This window comes from Flavobacterium panacis (assembly GCF_024649945.1).
GTDB classification, from domain to species: Bacteria; Bacteroidota; Bacteroidia; order Flavobacteriales; family Flavobacteriaceae; genus Flavobacterium; species Flavobacterium panacis.
The window spans coordinates 240042-265753 of the sequence record NZ_JANKMS010000006.1; the positions used below are offsets into that span (position 1 = coordinate 240042).

Genomic DNA, 25712 nt, shown 5'->3' on the forward strand with positions numbered 1-25712 from the left:
TTCTATTAACTACTGATGATTTGACTCCAAAACATAAATCATCAAACCACAAAAACACAAAATAAAATGGTTAACGCAAATACCACTAACTCCTCACAAACCAAACCAACCTTAATTCCGATATTAATTATAGCAAGCCTGTTTTTTATTTTTGGTTTTGTTACTTGGATCAATGGCGCATTGATTCCGTTTATGAAAACTATAAATGAATTAACTTCTGCACAATCATTATTGGTAGCTTCAGCCTCTTATATTTCATTCGTGGTCATGGCACTTCCTGCTTCTTATATACTGGCTAAAATCGGATATAAAAAAGGAATGTCTTTAGGATTATTTATCATGGGATTTGGAGCTTTAATTTTTATTCCGGCTGCAGAAGCCAGAACGTATTGGATGTTTCTTAGCGGTATTTTTATTCAGGGTGCAGGAATGACTTTATTACAGACTGCATCAAATCCGTATATTACCATTTTAGGGCCTATCGAAAGTGCCGCAAAACGAATTTCTATTATGGGAATTTGTAATAAAATTGCTGGTGCATTAGGATCACTTATTTTTGGCTCTATTTTATTGTCTGGGATTGATGAAATTCAGGAAAAACTTAGTTTGGTTAGTATTTCAGAAAAGAATGCTTTATTGGACAATATGGCTGACAGTGTGGTTATTCCTTATATTTCAATGGCGATTGTTTTGTTTATTTTAGGAGTTTTGATTCTTAAAGCTCCGCTTCCAAATGTTGAAGCTGCTCCGATTGAAGAAGCAGAAGAGGGTAAAACAGCCAAAACTAGCATTTTTCAGTTTCCGCATCTTTGGCTTGGAGTATTAACGTTGTTTATGTACGTGGGAGTTGAAGTAATTGCGGGTGATACCATTATCGCATACGGAATCGCATTAGGGTTTCCTGCTGCCGATGCCAAATTCTTTACCACATTTACTTTATTAGCCATGGTGGCCACTTATGCTTTAGGAGCTTTTTTAATTCCGAAATATATCACACAAGCATTAGCTTTAAAAGTAAGTGCTGTTTTAGGAATTTTGTTGTCATTTTGTATTGTGTTTTCTACTGGATTTACCTCTGTTTTGTTCGTTGCTGGATTAGGTATTGCAAACGCTTTGGTTTGGCCTGCTGTTTGGCCTCTTACGCTTAATGGATTGGGGAAATTTACCAAAACAGGTGCAGCATTATTGGTAATGGCAATTTCAGGTGGAGCAGTAATTCCGCCACTATATGGAAAATTTGTAGACGGTACAAAAGCTGATCTTATTGCTCAGGGAATTAATGAAGTAAATGCAATCGCTTCTGCTTCAACAAAAGGATATTGGATTTTACTTCCGTGTTATGTTTTCATTTTGTATTACGCAATTGTAGGACATAAAGTAGGATTGAAGAAGAATTAGATTTTAGACCTTTAAAAGCAAGTAGAAAGAGAAAAGATGTAAGAGGATAGAATTTGGTATTTTAAGCTACTTTAAGGAGCATTTAGAAATTAAAATCTTGTTTCTGGCTTCTTTTTTCTTTCATCTAAAAAAACAAAAAAAGAATAAAAATGATCACAAAAATAAAATTTACAATAACAGCTTTAGTAACGGTTTTTCTTTTCTCTAACGGAATAATAGCACAAACAAAAGCTGTAAATATTGAGAGCAGTTATATTGCAGATCCTCCAGTTACGACAAACAGTCACGCATCGACTTTGGTAGAACATAAGCCAAACGAGATTTTAGCGGCTTGGTTTGGAGGCAAATATGAAGGAGCAAAAGATGTAGGGATTTATATTTCAGATTATAAAGATAAAAAATGGTCGACGCCAAAAGAATTGATTCAGCCTTTAATTAAGAATGGAGATACATTGCCATGTTGGAACCCAGTACTTTTTAAAAGTAAAAGTCAAAACTTGTATTTGTTTTATAAAGTAGGGAAGAACCCAAGAGAATGGTTTGGCGCTATGATAGTTTCAAAAGATAACGGAACAACTTGGGGAGAACCAAAATATCTTCCAGACGGAATTTACGGACCAATTCGTAACAAGCCAATTGAAACGACTCCTGGAGTAATTTTATGCGGAAGCAGTACAGAAAGCGTCAACACAGACGAATGGCGAGTACACGTAGAAGAATATACAGAAGCAACAGATTCATGGAAAAAAATAGCGGTAGAAAACAAACAGAATTTTGATGTAATTCAGCCGACATTTTTAATTCATGGAGGAAGTGATATTCAGATGTTATCTCGTAGCAAACACAATAAAGTGGTTTCTAGTTGGTCTGGAGATAACGGAAAAAGCTGGATCAGAACCAATACAATCAATGTGATTAACTCCAATTCAGGAATTGATGCGTTAACGGTAAACAAAAACTTTTTCTTATTGGTTAATAATCCACTTCCTATGGGAAAAGACTGGTTTAACGGACGTAATATTCTGGATATTGAATATTCTAAAGATGGTTTAAAATGGTCTAAATTATTTGATTTAGAAAAACAGGAAAAAGGAGAATTTAGTTATCCTGCTATCATTCAAACTACAGATAAAAAAGTACACGTTTTATATACTTACGATCGAAAATATATTAAACATACATCTTTTGATCTTAGTCTATAATGTGGTATAAAAATAAAATATGAAAGCTCTACTATATCTTTTTGCCTGCATCTTATTTTTGAGTATTCCATTGAATGCCCAAAATAGTGTGATGTCTAAAACCTTTTATAAACACGATAAATATTTGTCATCAGATCAATTAGAAGGTCGTTTTCCGGGAACGAAGGGAAATAATAAAGCAGCTGCATACATTCAGAAATATTTAAAAAAATATGGTTTAAAAGAATTTAATGGTTCTTATTATCAGTCTTTTAAAGTGTTTGTAAAAGAAGGTATCAATAAAATGAAATCAGATTCTGTGGCAACACAGAATGTTGTTGGCTATATCGAAGGTTCAGACCAAAAACTTAAAAACGAATACATTGTAATCGGAGCACATTACGATCATTGGGGTTGGGGTGGACAAGGCTCTGGAAGTAAAAAGAAAGAAGCTTTTGCCATTCATAATGGTGCAGACGATAATGCTTCAGGTGTGTCGGCTTTGCTTTGCATTTTAGAAGAAATTTCAAAGCAAAAAGTAAAACCTAAAAGAAGTATCATTTTTATTTCATTTAGTGGAGAAGAAGAAGGATTGTTGGGTTCTAAATATTTTGTAAATCATCTCCCAGTTCCAAGAGAAGCTGTTAAAGTAATGCTGAATATGGATATGGTTGGAAGACTAAATGATAAAAAAGAACTCTATATGGGAGGTGCAGGAACTTTTCCTGGCGGAGTAGAATTGATGAAAAAACTAGGAGAAAACTCAGGTTTAAATCCTGTTGTTCATGCAGGTGATGTTGGCGGTTCAGACCATGTTTCTTTTTATAAAGAATCAATTTCCGCAATAGGATTTCACACGGGTGGACATCCTCAGTATCATACTCCCGACGACGATATTGATTTAATCAATTTTGAAGGAGGTGCTTTAGTTGCAAAATACATTTATAATGCCCTTACAGAAATAGCCAATTACAATGAGAATTTACTCTTTATTAAGCAGAATTAAAGTGGAGTAAATTTCATTTCAAAATAAGTTAAGTTAGTTTTGTTATTTGAAAAAAGGCGGTGTCTATTAAACGCTATAGACGCCGTCTTTTACTTTAAAAGCCCATGCTGCCATGGCATCAATTACGGGTAACAAACCATTTCCTGCATTGCTTAGTTTGTAAGTTACAAAAGGAGGTACAACAGGTTTTGCTTCGCGAATGACTAAACCATCGGCTTCTAATTGTTTCAAATGCTGAATCAGCATCTTTTCTGTTACGGCTGGAATAGCTCTCTTCAATTCGCTGTAACGTTTATCTCCAGTCGATAAATGATATAGAATAATAGGTTTCCAATAACCTCCAATTTTCTCCATCACAAAAGTAACGGGACATTTTTCTAAAGCATACTGCTTGTTTTCCTGAATGGTAGACGATTCTTTAATTGCTGTCATGATACATACTTTAGGGTAAGTACTTGTATAAAAGTAAGTACAAAGATACCTTTGTAATGTTAAATAAAAAAACATTTAAAGATGAAAATTATAATTTCAGGTTCATTAGGAAATATAGGAAAACCATTAACGGCTCAATTGGTACAATCAGGACACGATGTAACAGTGATTAGCAGCAATGCAGATCGTAAAGTGGCCATTGAAAATTTAGGTGCAAAAGCCGCAGTGGGATCAGTTAGTGATGCTGATTTTCTTGCTGAAACTTTTGCAGGTGCAGATGCCCTTTTCGCAATGACACCGCCAAATATGGGTGGAGTGAATATCATTAAAAATACTACAGATGCTGGTGCCGCTTTCGCGAAAGCGATTCAGGAAACCAATATTAAAAGAGTCGTGATGTTAAGCAGTATTGGAGCCGATTTGCCAACAGGAAACGGACCAATTGCAGGTTTGTATAACATTGAGAAGATTTACGAGAATTTAGATACTTCTATTACGTTTTTGAGAGCGGGATATTTCTACATCAATTTCTTTAATGATATTCCGATGATAAAAGGAGCGGGGATAATGGGAGCTAATTTCCCAGCATCAAATCGTATTCCATTAGTACATCCTGAAGATATCGCAAATGCTGCGGCAGAGGAATTGCAGAAAACACAGAAAGGTAAAAATATCCGTTATATTATTAGTGATGTTAAAACGCCTGCAGAAATCGTAAAAACATTTGGTGCTGCTATTGAAAAACCAGAATTACCTTGGATTGAGTTTACAGACGAACAATATTTAGGTGGAATGACTCAAGCTGGAGTTCCAGAAGAAATGGCCGGTTTGTATACCGAAATGGGTTCAGGATTAAGAAACGAAACGATTGCAGCAGATTTCTTAAACAATGATGGAACCGTAACCGGAAAAATCAAATTGGAAGATTTTGCCAAAGAATTTGCTTCAAAATTCTAATTGTAATTTGTTGGGTGAAATTTAGTTTTAACACATAGAGATACAGTTTTTTGCAGGCTTATAAAAGGCGTTTAACTAATTACAATGAAGATAACTATGTGTTAAAGCTTGCTTTTTTTGTAATCTCGAACAAAAACAATAAAATTCTATGTTTCTATGTGTTTAAATTTTACAAAAGAAAGTATAAAAAAAACATTCCGCTTACTATAAATAGAAGCGGAATGTCCAATTAAAAAAAAAACTCAAGTTGAATGAATCTTTAAAGCTGCTGTTCAGCTGTATTTTTTAGAATACTCCAATGTAGTGGTTTCCTGGTTTATTAACCAATTTTGCACCTTTAGTAACTTTTCCTGTAGGAATATCAATTACATAAATATTACCATCTTTTCCAACTGGTGTAACAGCAATATAGAAGTTGTTTCCATCTACAACAAAACCTTGGTATTGACCAAAATCTAAACTAGCATCATAAGCAATATCTTCTACTTTTGTAGCTGTTCTTGTGTTTAAATCAAGTCTTGCTAAGAATCCTTGTTCTGTTCCTTCAAAAGTGTAAACTGCATAAGCAATTCCATTTCCAACATATCTCCAAGCATCGATATAACTTCCTTTAATTCCTAAAGCAGTATCTAAACTGAATACATAAGAATTATCATATTCGTTACTTTGGTTGATTTTCAAAATATAAGAACCTTTTTGAGCATCTCTTTGTGTAGCTTGGTAAATGTTTCCGTCTGTTGCCACAAAGCTGTTAAAACTTCTGTATCCGCTTGTATCACCAAATCCAACAGTAGAAGTAATTACTTTAGGGTTAGTTAAGGCAGGATAGTCAACTACAACAGATTTAGATCCTAAACGTGTAAAAGATGCTGCGTTTTGTCCTGTTGCAGGATCTGTTTTACGCATCCATGTTCCGATGATTAATTTGTTCCCAGCTTTGTTTAGTGTTGGAGCATCTAAACGGAAAATATGGTGTCCTTGAGCTTCTTCTTCAGCAGTCAATGGAATTTCGTATTGTTTGAAAGCAGAAATTACAGTTTGTTGTAAATCTAATGACAATACAGTAGCAGTTCCTCTAGTATACTTGAATGTTTTATCTTCATTAGTATTTACGATTGGAGCAGTTACGTTTACAGCAACACCAGTTTTGTCTCCATCAAAAAGTTTTACCCATCTTGGAGATGTTCCTGCGTATTGAGAAATGTTAACTTTAGCTGTAGATTCTGCAAAATTGCGTCCACCATTAACTTTGTAAGTCATGAATTCACCTCCATTTGCACCTGTATAAGTGATGTTGAAAAGAGTGTTTCCATCTACAGAAGATTGTAAACGTGCCGTTCTCGTAGATTGAACCGCAGTACCATTTGTGTAAACATCTACAGAAAAGTTAGGATCGATTGCATTTTCTTTGCTGATTGCATAAACTCTAGTTCCGCCATTTCCATCTCCTGGATCAGTTTGCATCAAAGCTCCTGCCACGGTAATCCATCTTCCATCTGTTACCGGATTTACTGGTTCTGCATTTTGGTTATTGTCATCACTGCTACAAGAAGTAGTTAGTGTTAACGCACTTAGTAATAAACCAGAGGTTAATACTTTAAAAGTGTTCTTTTTCATATTTGTGGATTTAAAAAATTAGTTATTTATAATGTGATTAAAATTTACTGATCGCGTAGTTGAGTTTGATGTAAAAAGCTCTACCTGGTTTTTGAGCAGCGAAATTGTCATAAACCTGTTCGTCAAAAATATTTTTAGCATCAAAGCTTACTACAAATTGTTTGTTCGGGAATGCATAGCTTAAACCTAAATCCTGTGGAAACTGAGCTGTAGTTCTGTCAATTTCTAGCCAAGAAGTATAAAATGGATCGACATAACCACAGTAGTAATACAGATTTAATTCTGATTTATTCTGAATTACATTTTTAAAGTTGTACTGAAGATTTCCATTAATAGTAAAATAAGGTTCGTTTGGCAGTTGCTTATTATAATGTACAATGGTATTTCCATTAACATCGTATCTATCTTTGTAAACAGAATTAAATTTAGATAGATTTATTCCTGCAAATAATCTTTCTTTGAAGGAGTATTGAATAGATGTTTCAAAACCAACAGATTGTGTTTTTCCTAAATTGACGAAAGGTGTAGCCTGAACAGCTTCATTAACTCGATTACTTATTTGCTGAACAATTTTATCTTGGATATTTCGCCAGAAAGCATTTCCATAAAATGAAAATTTATGATTATGAATTAGATAAGGTCCTAATCGTAAACCAGCATTAAAATTGTCACTTTGTTCTGGACCTAAATTAGGGTTGCTTAAAACGTTTTGACCAGGAAGTCCGAATATCTCATTTTCATTTGGCAATCTAATTGCTTTTTCAGCAGAAAACATTAACAATGCCTTTGGAACGACAGCATAAGAAGATGCAAATCCATATCCTGTGAAATTAGTATTTCTAATGGCAGTATCCATAAACACAGATCTCTGACCATCTTGATTGACTAAAATTGTAGGGGTAACTTGTTCCGTTTTTAAATAATAATTTTTGATAAAAAAGTTACCTTTTAGACGTGATTGAAAAGCTTGCATTTCATAGGCGAAAGAGGTAACGGATTTATCTAAATCTCTTGTTGCTAAAAAATTACGAATCAATTCAGGTAGCATTATATCTGTATCATTTCGATCAACATTATAAAACATTCCATTAACAAGAATCTTGTGGTTTTTAGAAATGTTATACGTTAAACCAGCTCTTGTATTAAAAATATCTAGCTTTTGATGGTTGATTGTAGGAGCTCCCTGCTGAGCACCAAATACTGATATAATAGGCTCTCCATATAATCCAATTGCTTTTTCACCGTTCCAGTTGTAATTCCATTTTACAGTATCGTTGACTACATCATTTCTGTGACTATAAACAGAAATTACCGAGAAGTCAAGATTTTTAATTAAGAAATCTTTTTTGTTGTAATTGATACTAAAAACATTGGCAGCAGATTCACTGAAACGTCCTTTGTAAGGTTTAGTCATATACTGACCGTGCTGAATCTGATTGTAATCTTCAGAACCATTATAACTGATAGAGAAATTATCGGCCCATTTTACATCTGTAAAACCTGCTTCTAGTCTTCCTCCGTATGATCGATACATACTTTCAAATCGTTTTGCTCTGATATATTCATAACGTCCATTTGGTGCGATATTGTAAACGAATCTTCCCCAAACTTCGTAGTCATTATCAGAATAATTCTGAAATCCATTTGCTTTAATGGTAAAACCGGATTTATCTCTGTAAGTCGTACTGAAATTCGATTGGATAGTATTAAATGAACCATAAGAGACAGAAGCAGCAATCATGTTTTTAGATCCTTTTTTAAGAATCACATTAATAGCTCCTCCAAGTGAATCGTCTGCCAGATAAGCAGGAACAACGCCTTTATAAACTTCAATTCTTTCAATTAATGCTGGTGGAATACTATTTAAACTGAATGATGCTCCATAAGTTTGAATCGGAATCCCATCAATAAAAATACGAATTGCATTTCCTGACATTCCATTAATGTTGTAGGTTACAGCAGAACCCAAACCTCCATTCTGTCTGATTCTTACACCTCCTGAACGATCTAATAAATCGTTGGTTTGAAGATTTCTTTTTGCTGCTTCCTGTGTCTCGATGACATTTACAGCAAAACCTTTCTCCATAATCTCTTTTCGAATAGAAGATTTTTTGATGACAACTTCTTGCAAATCTTTTGGACCATTTCGATCTAAAGAGATATTGAATTCTGTGTTCGGTTTGTTGATGGTAATTTTGGTAGTTTTTGTTTGTCCTTCCATAGAAGAAGTTTCTAAAACGTACTCGCCGTATTTTAATCCTTTAAACTCGTAACGGCCAAAATCATTTACGATGGCGTATTTCTGAGTTCCTTTAATAATTACTGAAGAACCATAAGCTAATTCGTCGGTTCCAAAAGTCACTTTTCCCGTAAGATTTCCAGTTTGTGACCAGGCTGAAATAGTAAATAAAAATAGTAGTAAAATTGTTCTCATATTGAGTCTGCGTGTAAAAGTGGTGCAAACTTATATGATAATTTAAATTTAATCTAAATAAAGCTATTAGAAGATTATTAGAATTCTATTGCAGTCTCTAATGTTATTTTAATATGAATAAATTATTGGTTATTAAAGCCCTTTTCATGTAATTTGTCCTCTAGAAAGAGGAGGACGATGATTTTAAATTTTATGTCATTTCGACCGAAGGGAGAAATCACACTAGAAACTCCACAAAGTATATTAAAAATCTTTGCCGATTTCCGCGTGTGATTTCTCCCTTCGGTCGAAATGACAAATCTTGCCGTAAATTTAATTCACTATTTTATAATTTATAAGCAAAATTCTTAGACTTAATAACTTTCCCCTTATCAGTAATCATTACACAACTATATTCTGGGAATTTTTGAAGTAATACTAAGCCTTCTTTTTGTCCTAAAACCATCATTGAAGTGCTTAATCCGTTTGCGGTTTCTGCGTTTGGTCCTAAAACCGTAACACTGCATAAACCTGTTGCTGGATAACCTGTTGCTGGATTTATAATATGAGAAAAGCGTTTTCCGTTAAAAACAACAAACTTTTCGTAACTGCCAGAAGTAGTAATCGCGCCATCTTTTAACGGAATTGCAGCCAAAATTTTCTCAGGTTTAAATGGATTTGTAATTCCGATTTTCCAATCGTTTCCGTTAGGTTGTTTTCCCCAAGTGCTCATATCGCCTGAGCCATTTATAATTCCGGCTTGAATCCCTTTTTTGATCATCATGGCGCGACATTTATCGGTGGCGTAACCTTCGCCTAAAGCACCAAATCCGATTTTCATTCCTTTTAATTTTAGGAAAATTGTAGATTGTACACTGTCGAGAATGATATTTTTATAACCGACTTTTTCTACTGATTTCTTTATAGCTTCTTCTGATGGCATTTCGGTCATCGATCCGTCAAACTTCCAGATTCTGTCCATTGCGGCAAAACTGACATCAAATCCGCCATTTGTAATTTTGGATAGTTTTATGGCTCTTTGTGCTAGTTCAAAAACTTCACGATCTACTTTTATTGGTTTTATTCCAGCATTCTGATTTACTGCAGAAACTTGTGAATCTGGTTTCCAATCCGAAATTAGTTTTTCAATTCGAGTGATTTCTGCAATTACTTCATCGATATTTTGTTCGGCCGTTAAAGAATCTTTAGCCACAATACTAATATCAAAACGACCTCCCATTAGTAAAGTTGTTCTTTTTTTCAAAACTTGCGAATGTGCTGAAAAAGAAACTACTAACGAAAAAAGCAATAAGAAGAAATGAGAAAAGATATTCTTTGACATAATTTTATTAATAACAATCTGTTAGCAACTGGCCGTTATTCTTGTATTCTAAAAGACTTTGAGCTTCATTGGTAAGACATAATTCATTTAGAATGGCTTCCACATCTTTTTGCATTGCCAATGAACCGCAAATCATAATTACACCACCATTTTTCAATAAATTGATAAAGAAAGAAGCATCATTTTTAATCAAATCCATAACATAAATATGTTCTGCTTCACGGGATAATGCAACATGAAAATGCTCTAAATGCTCTTTTTGAATCATTATTCCAGCAAACTTTTTATAAGCTAAAAGTGTCGGCGTAATCATTCTGAAACCACTGTACAAATGAATTTCTTTCTTAGATTTATTCTGTTCAATCATTCCTAAGAAAGGAGCAATTCCGGTTCCGTTAGAAATTAAAGCGACTTCTTGAGCTTTCTTTGGAAGATGAAAAGCCGGATTTTTTAAAATTTTAGCTTTTATAGTATTTCCAGGTTCTAAATTATTTAAATAACCTGAACCTAATCCGTTTGGATGTAATTTTACAACCAACTGTATATTTCCTGAATGATTTCCGATGGAGTAGAGACGTTCTCTTGAATCGTTGGCAGGATAAATTGCCAGTAAATCGCCTGAAGCAAATTTGACTCTTGAATGGGCACGTAATGTTAATATAAAGGTATGTTCGGTATCGGAAATTGGAGTTTTGTCTAAAACCATTAATTTTTGCAATCCTTTAGGAACATGATTGTATAACGATGGAGTAGTAGCCAACGGAATTCCGGTTTTTGCGCTCCATAGTTTAATCCAGTTTACAAATTCAGCTGCCGATTTATCATTTACTGTTTGCAATTCTAAATAGCGTTCTGCCCAGCTTTTAGTGGCTAGAAGTTTATCAATTTCAATGGCAAATCCACAGAAATCTGGGTATGATTTTGAACCAAAACCAACTACAGAAAAATTAATTTTTTGTTCCTGATTTTGCTTTTCCAATAAAGCTTTGAATTTATTACCGTTAGAAGGCGCATCTCCTAAACCATGTGTAGAGGAGAAAACAATAATATGTTCTGCTTTTGGATAAACAGCAAAACGATTAAGTTCGGTTATGTAAGCTTTATGTCCGTGATCTGTCAATTGCTTTAAAATAGCATTTGCAAACCTAAAAGAGCTTCCGTTTTCAGAACCTACTAAAAGAATAAAAGTACTTTCTTCTGCCTTAAATTTATTTTTAATTCGGCTTGATCTTCTTTTCAGAGTAATGGCATAACCAGAATAAATAAAGAAAAGTATATTGATACAGGCAATAGCCAGAATTACAGCCCAAATTCCGTTAATTCTTCCGGTATGAAGATCAAGGCTAAGAGCAGCGAACTGAGTGGTTATTGGTGATTTTTTTTCAGAAATTATAGCACCTGTAACCTGATTGACTTCAATTTCACGATCTTTTAGTTCTATGATATAATATTCTTCTGGATCATCTGTAAAAGGAAATTCTATCTTTTTTACATCAGACAATAAAGTGCTTTTAAAGATTGAAGTGGTTTTGTCTTTCTCAGAAAGTTCCGTTTTTACAGGTTTTGTTTTTTCTTCACCCATAAAAAAATTGAACCTTTCAAGAGACAAATAAGTTCCTGTAAGTGCAATAATAAGAATCGGAATTAAAGCCAGTCTTCCTAAAAGAACATGGTAATATTGTGCAAAATATTCTTTGATAATTTTTGAAAAGAAATTGCGAATGCCACGCTGTCTTTTTAATACCAATACAAATCCGGAAATCGAAATCAACAATAGACAAAACGAAATGATACCAACAAAAAAACGTCCAGCTTCATGTAGAAACAGAGAACGGTGAAAACTGGTAATCCATTTTATAAATTCACTTTTTTTAACTGGAGTTCCTAAAGCTTTTCCGTTTTTTGGATCGATATAGGAATTAATATCATTTCCATCGTCATCAATTGCCTGAAGTGTTACAAATTGATTGTAATCGACACTTAATTCGGTAATTTCTGGATACACTTTTTTTAGAGCCGGAAGTGTTTCTCCAAGCGTTATTTTATTAAAATTTTCAACTTTATAAGGAAGCGTTTTTTCCTGAACTGCATCAACCGCCAAAATAATACCGGTCACCGAAGCCAAAAGTAAAAAAACAGAAGAAAATAAGGCTAAAGCCAAATGTGCGTAACGCCAGAAAGAAAGAGTCATTGCGTGTATTCTAGAAATGTAATTAAATATTTAAAGCTTTGTCAAAATTATAAACTTTGACAAAGCCTGGATTTTAGCTTAAAGTATAAAAATAGAATTTATACTTTAACAAGAGGTTAAAAGTAAAATACTAAAGTTTTATATTTTGTTTAATCTTACGTATTTGATATAGCCTTTTCCTTCTGTCTTATCAGCCATACCTTCTGTTGTAAGTGGAATTTCAAGATCACTTACATAGTATTTCTGATCTTCAACAGCTGTTTCAAAACGTAATTTATACCCTTTGTTGATCTTAGAGTTTTCGATTTCTATAGTAGTAACACTGCGGTCTCCACCTGTAACAGAAGCACCTGTTTTGGCACTGATATCATCATTTTTCTGAGTGTGGAATTTGTTCCATTCTTTTAATGATTTGTACCATTTTTTGTCATCGCCCATTACGTAAAGTGTTTTTTCGTATTCACCGTTTGCATTGATTAAAGAAACAACAATGTAGGCACCTTCTCCCATATAATTGTTCATTTGCAGCATGCATTTGTATTTGCTTGCCTGCGCATTAGATTGAAGAGAAAATAAAAAGATAAAAGCACTTGTAAGAGCAATTTTGAATATTGATTTCATGAAATTTATTTATATGGATTGGTAATTCAAATTCCAAAAACTAAATCAGGATCTGGAATTTCAAATATTGATTATTATTTATTTTAAAAACTCAACTGAGATGTTGTTTTTAGTAAGAAGTTCATTTTCTTTAGCTAATGCATAAGCTGTTTCGTCAAACTCAGTACTGATGTCTTTTTTTGCTCCTGCAGAAACAAGATATTTTAAAATTGCATCATCTTTAGAAGTCATAGCGGCTCTGTGTAAAGCTGTTAAACCATCTTTGTTTTTAGCATTAACGTCTACTTTTAAATCTGTTATTTTTTTCAAAAGTGAAACATCATTTTTAGTAATTGCTAAATGGTATAACGTATTACCGTCTTTTTGAGCAGTAGCCAGATTAAGTCCTTTGTCTTGAAGTGATTTTGCTTTAGCATCAAAAGGATCTGTTGTTACTTTTTCTCTTCCCGCTGGACGGTAAGATTGTACCAGATAAACACCTAAATTGTTTCCGTCTTTATCTTTTACATTTACATCTGCACCTTTTGCTAAAAGTAAGTTTACTGCTTCTGGAGAACCATATCTTACAGCATAAGTCAAAGCAGATTCGCCTTTTAGATTTTGAGCATTGATGTTTTTAGCTTTTGAAAGGAAAAGTTCTAAAACAGCAGTTTCTCTTGCAGCTGCAGCTGCCATTAACGGAGTATTTCCTTCTTTATCAGCTTTGTTTACATCAACTCCTTTTCCTAAGAAATATTCAACAATTTCTTTCTGATTTGGTTTTCCTGCTAAAATATGCAATACATTTTGTCCCGCTTTATTTTGAGCTGTCGCTTTGATTTTTACTTCTTCAACTAAATATTTATACGTTTCAAGCGTATTGGTTTCTCTTCGACTTCCTTGTGCTGCAATTAAAAGAGCATTATCATTTGGTTTAATGCCTTTTTCTAAAAGTTTCTTTAAAAGCGGAATATTACCTGATCTTGCAGCATAGGTAAAAGCAGTATTTCCGTCACTATCTACATCTTTTAAAGACATTCCTTTTGTAGCAAAATATTCTGCTGCTTTTAAATCTTTATCAGATGAAATCGCTAATAACAAAAGATTGGCACCGTTTGCATATTTTTTTGTTGGATTAACACCAGCTTTAAAAAAGGCATCATACATGGCAGGAGTCGATTGACCGTTTGAAGCTGCGAAATCAGCAGGAGCAGTTCCGTGGCTGTCTTCAAAATTGACGTCAGAACCTTTTGAAATTAAATATTCAACTAATTCAGTGTTGCCTCTGTAAGCCGCCCAGTGTAAATAAATACGATTATCGTGAGTTAATTTGGTAATTGAATTTCCTGGCTGATCTAATAAGAATTTTATAGTTGCTATAGGCGCATCATTATTGATGGACAAAGTAGTAACATCAAATGCATTTATATTGGCTTCAGCAGGATTATTTCCTTTTGCTATTTCTGCTTTAACAGTTTCTACGTTTGGAGAATTTTTCCAGAAAGATTGTTCTAACAGTGTGTTTTTTTGCTGTGCACTCACAAAAAGAGTAGCCGCAAAAGCAAAAGAAACGAAAAAAATCTTTTTCATAATATGCTATTTATGGTTATTGAATTGTACAAGAGTTAATTTACTTTTTGGGATTTTTAATCATCTATTTAGAATAATTAAAAATAAAGCAAATGTAGAAATTAATATTCTTTAACCAATAATAATTTGATGTTAAAAGAGATTTTTAGTACGGTTTTTCCAAAATTTAAGAATCGCTTAAGCAGATTTTAATTTTTATTTAATGTTATCTTTTTTATAAATCGATTTTATTTTAGGACAAACCTGAACTTAGATGATCAAAAAGAGCATCATATTTGTCTCCAAGCTTTTTCTTTAGACGCTGTTTTGATTTTTTTACGGCTTCATTTGTAATTCCTAAAAGTTCCGCAATTTCATTATTACTGAAATCAAGTTTTTGAAGTAATAAAATTCTTTTGTTTGAATCGGTTATTTCTGGAAAATCCTGTTGAAGCAACGCATAGAATTCGGGATATTCTTTTTGAAATTCTCTTTTAAAAATATTCCAGTTGCTATCTGTCATTAAGTGCGATTCTAATAAAGCACTTAGTTTCCCTTCCTTTTTTTCTAAATAATAAGAAGATGATTTCTTAATATTTTCAATCTCACCTTTGAGATTTTTGATTTGAATGTTTTTTTCTTTTAAATAATCAATTTGAGATTTAAGATCTTCGTGAACTTCTGTTAACTTTTGTTCTGTTTTAATTTTTTCAGATTCCAAAGATTTTACTTTTTGTTCGTACTGAAAATGTCTGTTTCTGTATTTTTTTCTGAAATAAACAAATACCAATAAAACAATACAAGACAGCATTGTAAAGATGATAATGTAGAAGTTTTTTAAAGTCGACTCGTATTTGATTACTTTTTTTGCTTCATCAATATTTTGTTGATATTTGTTTTTCTCGATAATCCAATTGGCCTGATTAATTGCCAGATCGCCATCTTCATTTTGCAGCGATTCTTCCAAAACAACCATTCTTCGTCTTAAATCTAATTCACTTTCAGTGGAATGCTTTAGTTTTAGAATTTGAAGTTTTAGTTTTATAATTTGTAATTCTGATTTTTTAAAGTAGGATTTTGATACCGCAATACTTTCGGCTTTTTTCAAAGATTCTAAAGCTTCTTCAAGATTATTGTTTTTGAAAAATAATTCAGCCAGTAAAATTGAAGCATACATGGTATTTTGATCACTTTTTTGTTGCTCAGAAATCTGAATATCTTTTTTTAAAAGTGCAATGGCCGTTTTAAAATCACCTTTTTGCTGACTAATTAAAGCTAAATCTCCAAGTGATTTGGCGTATCGCACTTCATCATGAATCTCTTTGGATAATTTGGCCGTTTTATTAAAATAGAAGGTAGCCATTTTGTAATTGCCAATATGAAAATAATTGATCCCAATTGCATTCATGATCGCAGCATATTCTGAAGAATTTTTTGAAGCGACATTTTCTGCAAGTTTTAAATAATGAAGCGATTTTTTATAGTCGCCAAAAGTGCTTAGTATCCAACCAATTTTTTTATAGGTTTCATCGGCTTGAATAATTTGTTCGGTTGGCTGATTTTCCAGTTTTTCCATTATCTGTAATAGAAAAGGAGTCAGCTTGATGTAATCTCTGTAATAATATAAATAGTTGATGTAGTTGAATTTTGACCAGATTTCTAAAGAGATGTCTTTTGAAATCTTTGCTTTTTCAATAGCGTTTAAATAATAGCTGTCAGAAATTTTATTGATTGCATTGTAGAAATTACTGTAACCGTTTGCTAATAAACCCTGATAAACAATCTGATATTTTGGTAATTGATTTAAAGGTTTAAGGTACTTTTTTAAAGTTATCGTATCTGAACCAAAATCTTTCTCTTGAAGTAAAACGGATTCAATATCCTTTAGGTTGTTTTTTGAAGAATTAATTTTGAGTTCCTGAGCATTTGTAACGAATGCAAAACAGTATAGAAGAATGAAATGTATTTTTTTGGCAGACATTAAATTTATTTTGGCGAATGAAATTGTAACGGTAAAATTAGTGAAAAAATAGTGTTTGTTTGATAGCGTTTTTTTTAAAGTGCTGATTTTTTAGAAATTAGATATGTAAATGTCCCCCATTTGTCCCCTTGTTAGAATGTCTTTTTTGAAAGTTAAACTTTAATTTTGATCTCAGAATATATACTGCAATTTAAATTATTCCTAAAAGAAAAATTCAGGTATTAATACGCTATTTCTATAGCTTTTGATTTCAATTTCCTTAAATAGGACAACTCCCTTTTCTATCAACTAAAATTTAGTCTATGAATAAAAACTACTCTAATAAACATAAAAGCATCTTTATCCATTTTTTATTAATTGTTTTTTTTGTTAATCTTTCAACTGTAAGAGCCCAACAATCGGCTGTTGCAGTTGGAGGAGAATCTTCCGGAGCAGCTGGATCTGTCAGTTTTTCTGTTGGACAGGTATTTTATACATCGGCAATAAATAATACAGGAGGAGTGTATAGAGGCGTACAACAACCTTTTAGTATTGATGTCGATTTAGGAATTGATCGTCCTGAAATTGATTTGTCTTTTCTGGTTTACCCCAATCCAACAACCAATTTTCTGATTCTAAAAGCTCCGGAGAATCTCAATAATAATCTCAACTATCAATTGTATGAGTTATCTGGAAAAGCTATTTCTAGTAATAGGATAGTAACTAATGAGACTATAATTGACTTTACAAATCTACCCAGTGCTGTTTACTTTCTTCAGGTTTTAGAGGGAAATAAAACAGTCAAAAAATTCAAAATAATTAAAAATTAATCGATCTAAAATATGAAACAGCTTTACTTTTTTTTGTTTGCAATACTATTCTTAACAACTGTAAAAGTGCAGGCGCAGTCTAGTCTGAGCTATCAGGCAGTAGTTCGCAATAGTTCTAATAAACTTATCGAAAACAGTCCAATCGGAATGAAAGTTTCTATTTTGCAAGGAACAGAAACAGGATTGGTGGTTTATGCAGAAACACATCGTCCAACTTCAAATGCGAATGGTTTAGTGACTGTAGAAATTGGAAATGGTACAATAGAAGCAGGTACTTTTTCGGGGATCAATTGGGCAAATGGACCTTATTTTATAAAAACAGAAACCGATCTAAATGGAGGTAGTAATTATACTGTGACAAGTACAAATCAGTTTTTGAGTGTTCCTTATGCATTATATGCTTTAAATTCTGGAAGTTCAACAGCTGGTCCGCAAGGAATTCAAGGACTAAAGGGAGATAAAGGAGACAAAGGTGATCAGGGAGCAATTGGTTTAACTGGTACAGTCGGTGAAAAAGGAGACAAAGGTGATCAAGGAGCAATTGGATTGACTGGTGCTACTGGACCAAAAGGAGACAAAGGTAATCAAGGAGCAATTGGATTGACTGGTGTTGCTGGAGCAAAAGGAGACAAAGGTGATCAAGGAGTAATTGGATTAACTGGCGCTACTGGACCAAAAGGAGACAAAGGTGATCAAGGAGCAATTGGATTGACGGGTACTACTGGACCAAAAGGAGATCAGGGAACAATAGGATTAACTGGAGCAACTGGCGAAAAAGGAGATCAAGGTATTCAAGGTATACCGGGGATAGCTGGTATTAAAGGAGATAAGGGTGATAAGGGTGATAAGGGAGATAAGGGAGATAAAGGAGAAAACGGTGATGTCGTTTTAAATAATGTTCCCAACTTAAAAGTAAATTTAGCAGCTACTACAGTTCCCACAGCGACAGATGATACAAGTAAAGGTTATGCAGTAGGTTCAAGATGGATTAATGTTTCGACAATGAAAGAGTATGTTTGCGTAAAATCTGGCGCAGGTGCAGCAATTTGGGAAATAACTACACCAACTCAAGGTAATCTTCCAGTAGGAACTGAAGGTCAGTTTTTATCGTATAAAAGCGGTAACTGGGTTGCCTCAAATTTGACTTTGACAAGTTTTTCAGGGATGGCTGGAAGTAACGTGCCTATTAATAATTTGCAGCCTTATTTAGCTTTGAATTTTCAGATTGCTTTATATGGAATATACCCATCACGTAATGGAGCAGACCCATTTATTGGAGAGATCATATTAACTCCCTACAATTACGAGGTTAGAGATCATGCTTCGTGTAATGGACAGTTACTGTCTGTTAACACAAATTCAGCTTTATTTTCATTGCTAGGAACCGTTTATGGCGGAAATGGAATGACCACTTTCGCTTTGCCTGATTTGCGAGGAAGAGTTCCAGTTCATATGGGACAAGGTCCAGGATTACAGCGTTATGAGCTAGGACAACAATCAGGTACTGAAACTACTACTTTATTGCTTTATAATATGCCAGCACATAATCATACTATTACAACGACAGTTAATCCGAATTAATTACATGAAAATATTTTTTTTAATTTACTGCATTTTTTTTAGTAGTTTTCATGCTTTACCTGCGGTTTCGGCTGCAGGTATTTTTAGCAATAGAAATGCTGCTGATTCTATTAAAGATTCGGATAAATCTAAAAATGATTCGTTCTGGTATTTGAATGCTATTGGAATTCGTCAAGTTAAAAAAGAACCTAATGTTACAAAACCGATTGTTATTGCTGTTATAGATGATGGCTTCCGTTTGACACATTCAGAAATTGCTCCTTTTTGGTATCAAAATACTTTAGATTCGAAAAACTCTTTTGATGACGATGCCAATGGTTATAAAGACGATGTTATGGGTTGGGACATATCCGATAATGATGCAGATGTAAGACCACCAAATGATCAATTAAAGACCTATTACCACGGAACCTATATTTCGGGAATAATTGCTAAAACATTAAAAGGATGTTATGGCGAGAAAGCGTCAGATTATTTCAAAATTCTTCCGATAAAAGCAATCGAAGATCGCGCGCAACAAACGTATATAAAAGATGGTTATAAAGCCTTTGAATATGCGATTGCCATGAAAGCTGATATAATTTGTTGTGCTTGGGGAAGTAACGTAATAAAACCTGAAGAAAAAGAATTAGTCAAAAAAGCAACAGATGCTGGAATTCTGGTAATATCAGCAGCTGGAAATTTTTCGAATAGAATGGATTATTATCCTGCTTCATTAGAAAACGTTATGGCAGTTGGAGCGGTTGATTCTTCAAATAAAAAAACAACTATTTCTAATTTTGGAAAATTCGTAGATTTTTCAGCGCCTGGAGAATCTATTTATGGAGCTTCTTCTACCGATGATAATGGTTTTATTGAAAATAAAGGGACTTCGCCCGCAACCGCAATCGCAACCGCAGCTACAGCATTGTTGAAGGTGAATTTTCCTGAAAAAAGCAGTGTAGAAATAGAAGAGATTTTAATGGGAACATCACTTTCTAATCAGGATTTAAAGTATTCTGGTAAATTAGGAGCAGGGACAATCAATTTTAAGAATATAATCGATTTTATAGAAAACGACAAAAACGTTTCTTCTCTTTTTGATTCGGCAAAACAAAAAGGTTTTATCACTTTCGAAAATGAGAAAAAAAATATTCAGAATTGGAAAATTAATCTATTGGGAGATAATCTCGGAATTGCTTTTAATTTAAAAGAAATAAAAGGTGATTTTAAAAATGCTATTCTGAGATTTAAAAGTGGTAATCATAATCCGATAGATATTAAATTGAATGAATGGAAAAAGGATCGTCCGGTTGTAATTAGCGATTCAAATGTAAATGTTGAATTTATAGCAAACAACGCATCCAAAAAAGCCAGTTTTAAATTGTTTTATGAGGTTTTACCATTGAACAGAAGTACGTTGTATTGTAACGGAACCAATTATATTACAGAGTTAAGTGGAGAAGTAAGCGACGGAAGCGGAGAAAAAAACGACTACACTGAAGGCTGCGATTGTAAGTGGCAGATTACTGTTCCAGAAGGATATCGAATTTCGATCGCTTTTACAGAAATGAATACGGAAGAAAAAATAGATAATGTTTTTTTATTTGATGGAGAATATGCTATTCCCGAATATGCTATTGCTCGATTTAGTGGTACAACTTTGCCCCCAATTGTTGTATCCAGAACCAATAAGGTTTTGATTTGGTTTAATACCGATGGTAAAAACAATATGAAAGGCTGGAAATTGATTTATCAAGCCGTGAAAATTTAGTCCAAAACTAATTATTTCCAATGTAAAAAGTCTGTTTGTAAAAGCAGACTTTTTTTGTTTGCACTCATGAATTGAGAGACAATTTATTTTGTTTATTTTATCTCTTAAATTTTGTAATTCTACCATTGCAATTTTCTTTTTCTGACGTTTTTCAACTTTATATTTATTTTGATAAGAATTAATAACAATTTGAACGTTTTTGAAGTATTTGCAAAAAAAAATAATGATGCTAAGAAAATGGTTAGGATTGTAATGGATTGTTTTTAAAAAAGTTGCATTTTGTTTTTTAGAAAATACGAAGATTTGTTATTTAGAATAATTATTAATAGATGATGCTTTTTTCTTTTGAATTGAATCTTCAAAATGCTGTTTTTTAAAATGACCTGTTGATAACTGTTTTGGAAATTGCATTATAAATGATGACTTTTTGATGTTGATAACTTAACATTAATTTTTAGGAAATACCTAGTTCATTGAGAATTACATGAGATTGTTTTGGTGTTGATAAAATTTATAAGATCTCTAAATTTCGAGGTTTTAAAACTGTTGATAATTGGATGGATTTTTAACATCTAAAACTAGACAAAACAGGAACTGGAGGTTAAATTTGTAATTATAGAAATCACGCCAATCCGACCCCCAAATTTGAGCGCTCGTTTTTCTATGTCAATTTTGTCACTTAAAACTCTATATATATGTCAATTTTCGATAAAAGAATCAATTATAAACCTTTCGAGTATCCGGAGGTTCTGCAATTTACCGAAGCAATTAATAAAGCGTACTGGGTACACACCGAAGTAGATTTTACTGCAGATACACAAGATTTTCATGCACATTTAAATGATGCTGAAAAAACAGCTATCAAAAATAGTTTGTTGGCTATTGCACAGATTGAGGTAGCTGTAAAAAGTTTTTGGGGAAATATATACGAGCATTTTCCAAAACCAGAATTCAATGGATTGGGAACTACTTTTGCAGAATGCGAATTCAGACATTCTGAAGCATATTCTCGTTTATTAGAAGTTTTAGGATATAATGATGAATTCGAAAGACTTTTAGATGTACCTGTAGTTCGCAGACGTGTAGATTATCTTTCGAATGTATTGAAAGATACTAAATCTCAGGATAACAGAAAATACATGGTTTCGCTGATTTTATTTAGTATTTTGATTGAAAACGTTTCGTTGTTCAGCCAGTTTGCTATTCTATTATCATTCACAAGATTCAAAGGATACATGAAAAATGTGAGTAATATTATTGCATGGACTTCAATTGACGAGCAGATTCATGCCAATGGCGGAATTTACATCATCAACAAAATCCGTGAAGAATTCCCTGAATATTTTGATGCCGACACTTTAGAACTAATTAGAGAAACGGTTAGAGAATCAATTACTGTTGAAGCAGATATTCTGGATTGGATTTTTGAAGATGGTGCTGTAGAAACCATTAATAAAGAAGATTTAGTGAACTTCATGAAATTTAGAATTGACGAAAGTTTGAAACAAATCAATATCGAAACTATTTTTAATGTTTCACCAGATGAGTATTCAAAAATGACTTGGTTTGAAGAAGAAGTTTTTGCAAACAGTTTAGATGATTTCTTTGCTAAGCGCCCAGTTGAATATACAAAACACGATAAAAGCATAACAGCAAACGATCTTTTCTAATACAAGCCCAGAATACATATGAATACGATAGACACAAACCCAGCAAATAATTTTGAAACACAAAATGATACCAAAATGTGGTGGAAAAACTCTGAAAGTGAGCAGATTTTAAACCGCGGATATCTTTTGAAAGGAGAGACAGTAGAAGGTGCAATTGACAGAATTTGTACTGCTGCTGCAAAAAGACTTTATAAACCAGAGTTGAAAGAGTCTTTTATGGAAATGATTGAAAGAGGCTGGATGAGTATCAGTTCACCGGTTTGGGCTAATATGGGAACAGAAAGAGGATTGCCAATTTCTTGTTTTAATGTTCACGTTCCAGATAAGATTGAGGGAATTACACATAAACTCGGAGAAGTAATTATGCAGACTAAAATCGGAGGTGGAACTTCTGGTTATTTTGGTGAATTACGTGAGCGTGGAAGTGCTGTAACAGACAACGGAAAGAGTAGTGGAGCGGTAAGTTTTATGAAGCTTTTTGATACAGCAATGGATACGATTTCTCAAGGTGGAGTTCGTCGTGGCGCATTTGCAGCTTATTTAGATGTAGATCACCCAGATATTGAAGAGTTTTTAAAAATTAAAAGTATCGGAAACCCAATTCAAAACTTGTTTACTGGAATCTGTGTACCAGATTATTGGATGCAGGAAATGATTGATGGTGATACTGAAAAAAGACAAGTTTGGGCTAAAGTTTTAGAAAGCCGTCAACAAAAAGGATTGCCTTATATTTTCTTTAGTGATAACGTAAATAAAAACAAACCTCAGGTTTATAAAGATCAGAATTTAAGAATCAACGCAAGTAACTTGTGTAGTGAGATTATGCTTCCGTCCACACATGACGAATCATTTATTTGCTGTCTTTCTTCTATGAACTTAGAATTATATGATGAATGGAAAGATACTGAAGCAGTAAAATTAGCGATCTTTTTCTTAGATGCTGTTCTACAGGAATTCATCGAAAAAACAGAAGGGAACTATTACCTTTCTGCTGCTAACAAATTTGCTAAAAGACACCGTGCACTTGGTTTAGGAGTTTTAGGATGGCATTCTTACTTGCAAAAAAATATGATTCCGTTTGAAGGAATGGAAGCTAAAATGAAAACTACAGAAATTTTCAAACATATCAGCGACAAAGCCGATAAAGCAAGTCAGGAATTAGCGAGAATTTATGGTGAACCAGAATTGTTAAAAGGTTACGGAAGACGTAATACTACAACAATGGCCATTGCTCCAACAACTTCATCTTCTGCTATTTTAGGACAAACTTCTCCAGGGATTGAACCTTTCAGCAGTAATTATTACAAAGCTGGATTGAGTAAAGGAAATTTCATGCGTAAAAACAAATACCTTAAAAAACTATTAGAAGAAAAAGGTTTAGATAACGAGGAAGTTTGGAGAGGAATTATGCTAAATGGAGGAAGTGTTCAACATATGGAACAATTGACTCAGGAAGAAAAAGATGTTTTTAAAACTTTTAAAGAAATCAGTCAATTAGAAATTGTACAACAAGCAGGAATTCGTCAAAAATTCGTAGATCAGGGACAAAGTTTAAATCTTAATATTCCAGCAGAATTGGCAATTAAAGATGTTAACCGTTTAATGATCGAAGCTTGGCAACAAGGAGTTAAAAGTTTATACTACCAAAGAAGTCAAAGTGTTTCTAAAGAATTAGTAACGAGTCTTGTTTCTTGCAGTAGTTGTGAATCATAAAAAAAATCAAAAGCCGAATCTGAATGAGATTCGGCTTTTTTATTTGATTTTTACCGCAAAGATTTACTCGCAAAGAAGCGCAAAGGATTTCACGCAGATTTTAAAAGATTTAAGCTGATTAAGACAGATATGAATTTAATTAAATTCGTGAATTCGTGGCTAAAAAAAAACTTAATGTCTTAGTGTCTCAGCGGCTAAAAAAAAAATCAAACCTTAGACTTCAATCGACTCAAAGTTTCTTGGGAAATATTAATATAAGAAGCCACAATTTTATTTGGCAATCTTTTCACAATTGCAGGATTTATTTTCAAAAGCTGATGGTATCTTTCCAAAGCATCCATAGTGGTAAATGACATCAAACGATTAGCATTATTCACATAAGCTTTCTCTAAATAATTGCTGTAAAACTCCCGCCATTGCGGAATGATTTTCATTAAATGATTAAAATCTTCATGCGAAATAGTCAATAGTTCCGATTTTTCAATCACCTGAATATTTTCGACTGAAGGTTTTTTGGTTATAAAGCTAACTAATGCAGTTGCAAATTGATTTTCAAAAGCAATATATCGGGTAACATCTTTCCCTTCTTCATTAATAAAAAATATTCTGAGACAGCCTTTCCCAACAAAAAAAGTCTGCTGACTGATTTGTCCTTGAGCCAAAAGCAATTCGTTTTTGGTTTTCTTTAAAGGTTTAAAATAGGAGAGAATCGTGTTTAAATCTTCGTCAGAAACTTCAATACTTTTTTTGATGTAATTGCTAAGCTGTTCGTATATCATTTTTTAGTTATAATCTCTCACGAATTTACGGTAATAGATAATATCTTCAATAGATAAAACAATTAAATCGTGTTGTTGCGCAAAGCTAATAATTTCGTTTAACTTAGCCATTGAACCGTCTTCGTTCATTAGTTCGCAAAGAACAGCTTCGGGTTGTAAACCTGCTAATTTCATTAAATCAACGCTTCCTTCAGTGTGGCCGCTTCGTCCTAAAACGCCATTATCGTTTGCTCTAAGCGGGAAAATATGTCCGGGTCTTGCTAAGTTTTCTGGTTTTGCATTTCGTGCAATCGCAGTTTTGATAGTAGTAATTCGATCCTGTGCCGAAACTCCGGTTGTAACTCCTTTTTTAGCTTCGATTGTTATGGTAAAAGGCGTTTGAAAACTACTGGTGTTTTCTTGTACCATGTATGGAAGTTCCAATTTGTCTGCTTTTTCATTGGTTAAACAAAGACAGACAATTCCGCTGCATTCACGAATCATTAAAGCCATATCTTGAACATTCATCTGATGAGCAGAAAATATAAGATCGCCTTCATTTTCACGGTTTTCATCATCAGTAACCAAAACTCCTTTTCCGTTTTTAAGTTGTTCTAATGCATTTTCGACACGCTCTTTGCTTGTAATTCCAAATTGCATCAACGGACTTATTTCTGTATTTATCATTTTATGATTTTTAAAAATAATTGAAAATCAAATGTACAGTTGTCTAGAATGAAA

The 25712-nt window shown here is 33.3% G+C and carries 19 protein-coding genes; 9 read left to right on the top strand and 10 right to left on the bottom strand.

Going from position 1 to position 25712, the window contains the following annotated elements:
- Positions 1–66: 66 nt before the first annotated feature.
- The 3 genes from NQQ59_RS14470 to NQQ59_RS14480 all read left to right on the top strand — a co-directional run bounded on the left by NQQ59_RS14470 (position 67) and on the right by NQQ59_RS14480 (position 3585).
- Positions 67–1398: a sugar MFS transporter gene (locus tag NQQ59_RS14470; protein ID WP_144219607.1), complete on the top strand. Its 1332-nt coding sequence runs from the start codon at positions 67–69 to the stop codon at positions 1396–1398.
- A gap of 149 nt (positions 1399–1547) precedes the next feature.
- A complete protein-coding gene (locus NQQ59_RS14475) occupies positions 1548–2600 on the top strand; it encodes a sialidase family protein (RefSeq protein ID WP_144219608.1) in 1053 nt (350 codons plus the stop codon).
- Between the two features lie 19 nt (positions 2601–2619).
- Positions 2620–3585, top strand: coding sequence for a M20/M25/M40 family metallo-hydrolase (locus tag NQQ59_RS14480; protein WP_257698339.1), 966 nt, complete (start codon positions 2620–2622; stop codon positions 3583–3585).
- Between the two features lie 66 nt (positions 3586–3651).
- On the opposite strand, the gene NQQ59_RS14485 is transcribed toward NQQ59_RS14480, so the two are convergent.
- A complete protein-coding gene (locus NQQ59_RS14485) occupies positions 3652–4017 on the bottom strand; it encodes a winged helix-turn-helix transcriptional regulator (RefSeq protein ID WP_144219609.1) in 366 nt (121 codons plus the stop codon).
- A gap of 81 nt (positions 4018–4098) precedes the next feature.
- Here NQQ59_RS14485 and NQQ59_RS14490 point away from each other — a divergent pair, with 81 nt between their 5' ends.
- Positions 4099–4974: an NmrA family NAD(P)-binding protein gene (locus NQQ59_RS14490; RefSeq protein ID WP_144219610.1), complete on the top strand. Its 876-nt coding sequence runs from the start codon at positions 4099–4101 to the stop codon at positions 4972–4974.
- A 285-nt stretch (positions 4975–5259) separates the two neighbouring features.
- Here the strand turns inward: NQQ59_RS14490 and NQQ59_RS14495 are convergent, their stop codons facing one another.
- The 7 genes from NQQ59_RS14495 to NQQ59_RS14525 form a co-directional block, all read right to left on the bottom strand.
- Positions 5260–6591, bottom strand: a complete 1332-nt coding sequence (locus NQQ59_RS14495; protein WP_144219611.1) for a hypothetical protein — start codon at positions 6589–6591, stop codon at positions 5260–5262.
- A 37-nt stretch (positions 6592–6628) separates the two neighbouring features.
- Positions 6629–9025 carry a TonB-dependent receptor gene (locus tag NQQ59_RS14500; protein WP_144219612.1) on the bottom strand — a complete coding sequence of 799 codons (2397 nt, stop codon included), beginning with the start codon at positions 9023–9025 and terminating at the stop codon, positions 6629–6631.
- Positions 9026–9350: 325 nt separating this feature from the next.
- Positions 9351–10346 carry an FAD:protein FMN transferase gene (locus NQQ59_RS14505; protein WP_144219613.1) on the bottom strand — a complete coding sequence of 332 codons (996 nt, stop codon included), beginning with the start codon at positions 10344–10346 and terminating at the stop codon, positions 9351–9353.
- 7 nt (positions 10347–10353) lie between these two features.
- The gene (locus NQQ59_RS14510) at positions 10354–12537 is read right to left on the bottom strand and encodes a PepSY domain-containing protein (RefSeq protein WP_144219614.1); all 2184 of its coding nucleotides are present in this window, start codon (positions 12535–12537) and stop codon (positions 10354–10356) included.
- 138 nt (positions 12538–12675) lie between these two features.
- The gene (locus NQQ59_RS14515; RefSeq protein ID WP_144219615.1) at positions 12676–13158 is read right to left on the bottom strand and encodes a DUF2271 domain-containing protein; all 483 of its coding nucleotides are present in this window, start codon (positions 13156–13158) and stop codon (positions 12676–12678) included.
- Positions 13159–13236: 78 nt separating this feature from the next.
- The gene (locus NQQ59_RS14520; RefSeq protein ID WP_144219616.1) at positions 13237–14727 is read right to left on the bottom strand and encodes an ankyrin repeat domain-containing protein; all 1491 of its coding nucleotides are present in this window, start codon (positions 14725–14727) and stop codon (positions 13237–13239) included.
- A 232-nt stretch (positions 14728–14959) separates the two neighbouring features.
- Positions 14960–16687, bottom strand: a complete 1728-nt coding sequence (locus NQQ59_RS14525) for a tetratricopeptide repeat protein (protein ID WP_144219617.1) — start codon at positions 16685–16687, stop codon at positions 14960–14962.
- A gap of 302 nt (positions 16688–16989) precedes the next feature.
- Between NQQ59_RS14525 and NQQ59_RS14530 the strand changes: the two genes are divergently transcribed.
- The 5 genes from NQQ59_RS14530 to NQQ59_RS14555 all read left to right on the top strand — a co-directional run bounded on the left by NQQ59_RS14530 (position 16990) and on the right by NQQ59_RS14555 (position 24213).
- Complete coding sequence (locus NQQ59_RS14530) at positions 16990–17496, top strand: T9SS type A sorting domain-containing protein (protein WP_144219618.1); 507 nt, start codon at positions 16990–16992, stop codon at positions 17494–17496.
- 12 nt (positions 17497–17508) lie between these two features.
- Complete coding sequence (locus tag NQQ59_RS25275) at positions 17509–19077, top strand: tail fiber protein (protein WP_261377019.1); 1569 nt, start codon at positions 17509–17511, stop codon at positions 19075–19077.
- A 4-nt stretch (positions 19078–19081) separates the two neighbouring features.
- Entirely contained in the window at positions 19082–20830 is a 1749-nt protein-coding gene (locus NQQ59_RS14545) for a S8 family serine peptidase (RefSeq protein WP_144219619.1), read from the top strand.
- Positions 20831–21525: 695 nt separating this feature from the next.
- Positions 21526–22500: a ribonucleotide-diphosphate reductase subunit beta gene (locus tag NQQ59_RS14550; protein ID WP_144219620.1), complete on the top strand. Its 975-nt coding sequence runs from the start codon at positions 21526–21528 to the stop codon at positions 22498–22500.
- 18 nt (positions 22501–22518) lie between these two features.
- Complete coding sequence (locus NQQ59_RS14555) at positions 22519–24213, top strand: ribonucleoside-diphosphate reductase subunit alpha (RefSeq protein WP_144219621.1); 1695 nt, start codon at positions 22519–22521, stop codon at positions 24211–24213.
- A gap of 206 nt (positions 24214–24419) precedes the next feature.
- Here NQQ59_RS14555 and NQQ59_RS14560 read toward each other — a convergent pair whose 3' ends face one another.
- Together NQQ59_RS14560 and ribB are read right to left on the bottom strand one after the other, a co-directional pair.
- Complete coding sequence (locus NQQ59_RS14560; RefSeq protein ID WP_186296654.1) at positions 24420–24992, bottom strand: Crp/Fnr family transcriptional regulator; 573 nt, start codon at positions 24990–24992, stop codon at positions 24420–24422.
- 3 nt (positions 24993–24995) lie between these two features.
- Positions 24996–25658 carry a 3,4-dihydroxy-2-butanone-4-phosphate synthase gene (gene ribB, locus NQQ59_RS14565; protein WP_144219622.1) on the bottom strand — a complete coding sequence of 221 codons (663 nt, stop codon included), beginning with the start codon at positions 25656–25658 and terminating at the stop codon, positions 24996–24998.
- Positions 25659–25712 lie beyond the last annotated feature (54 nt).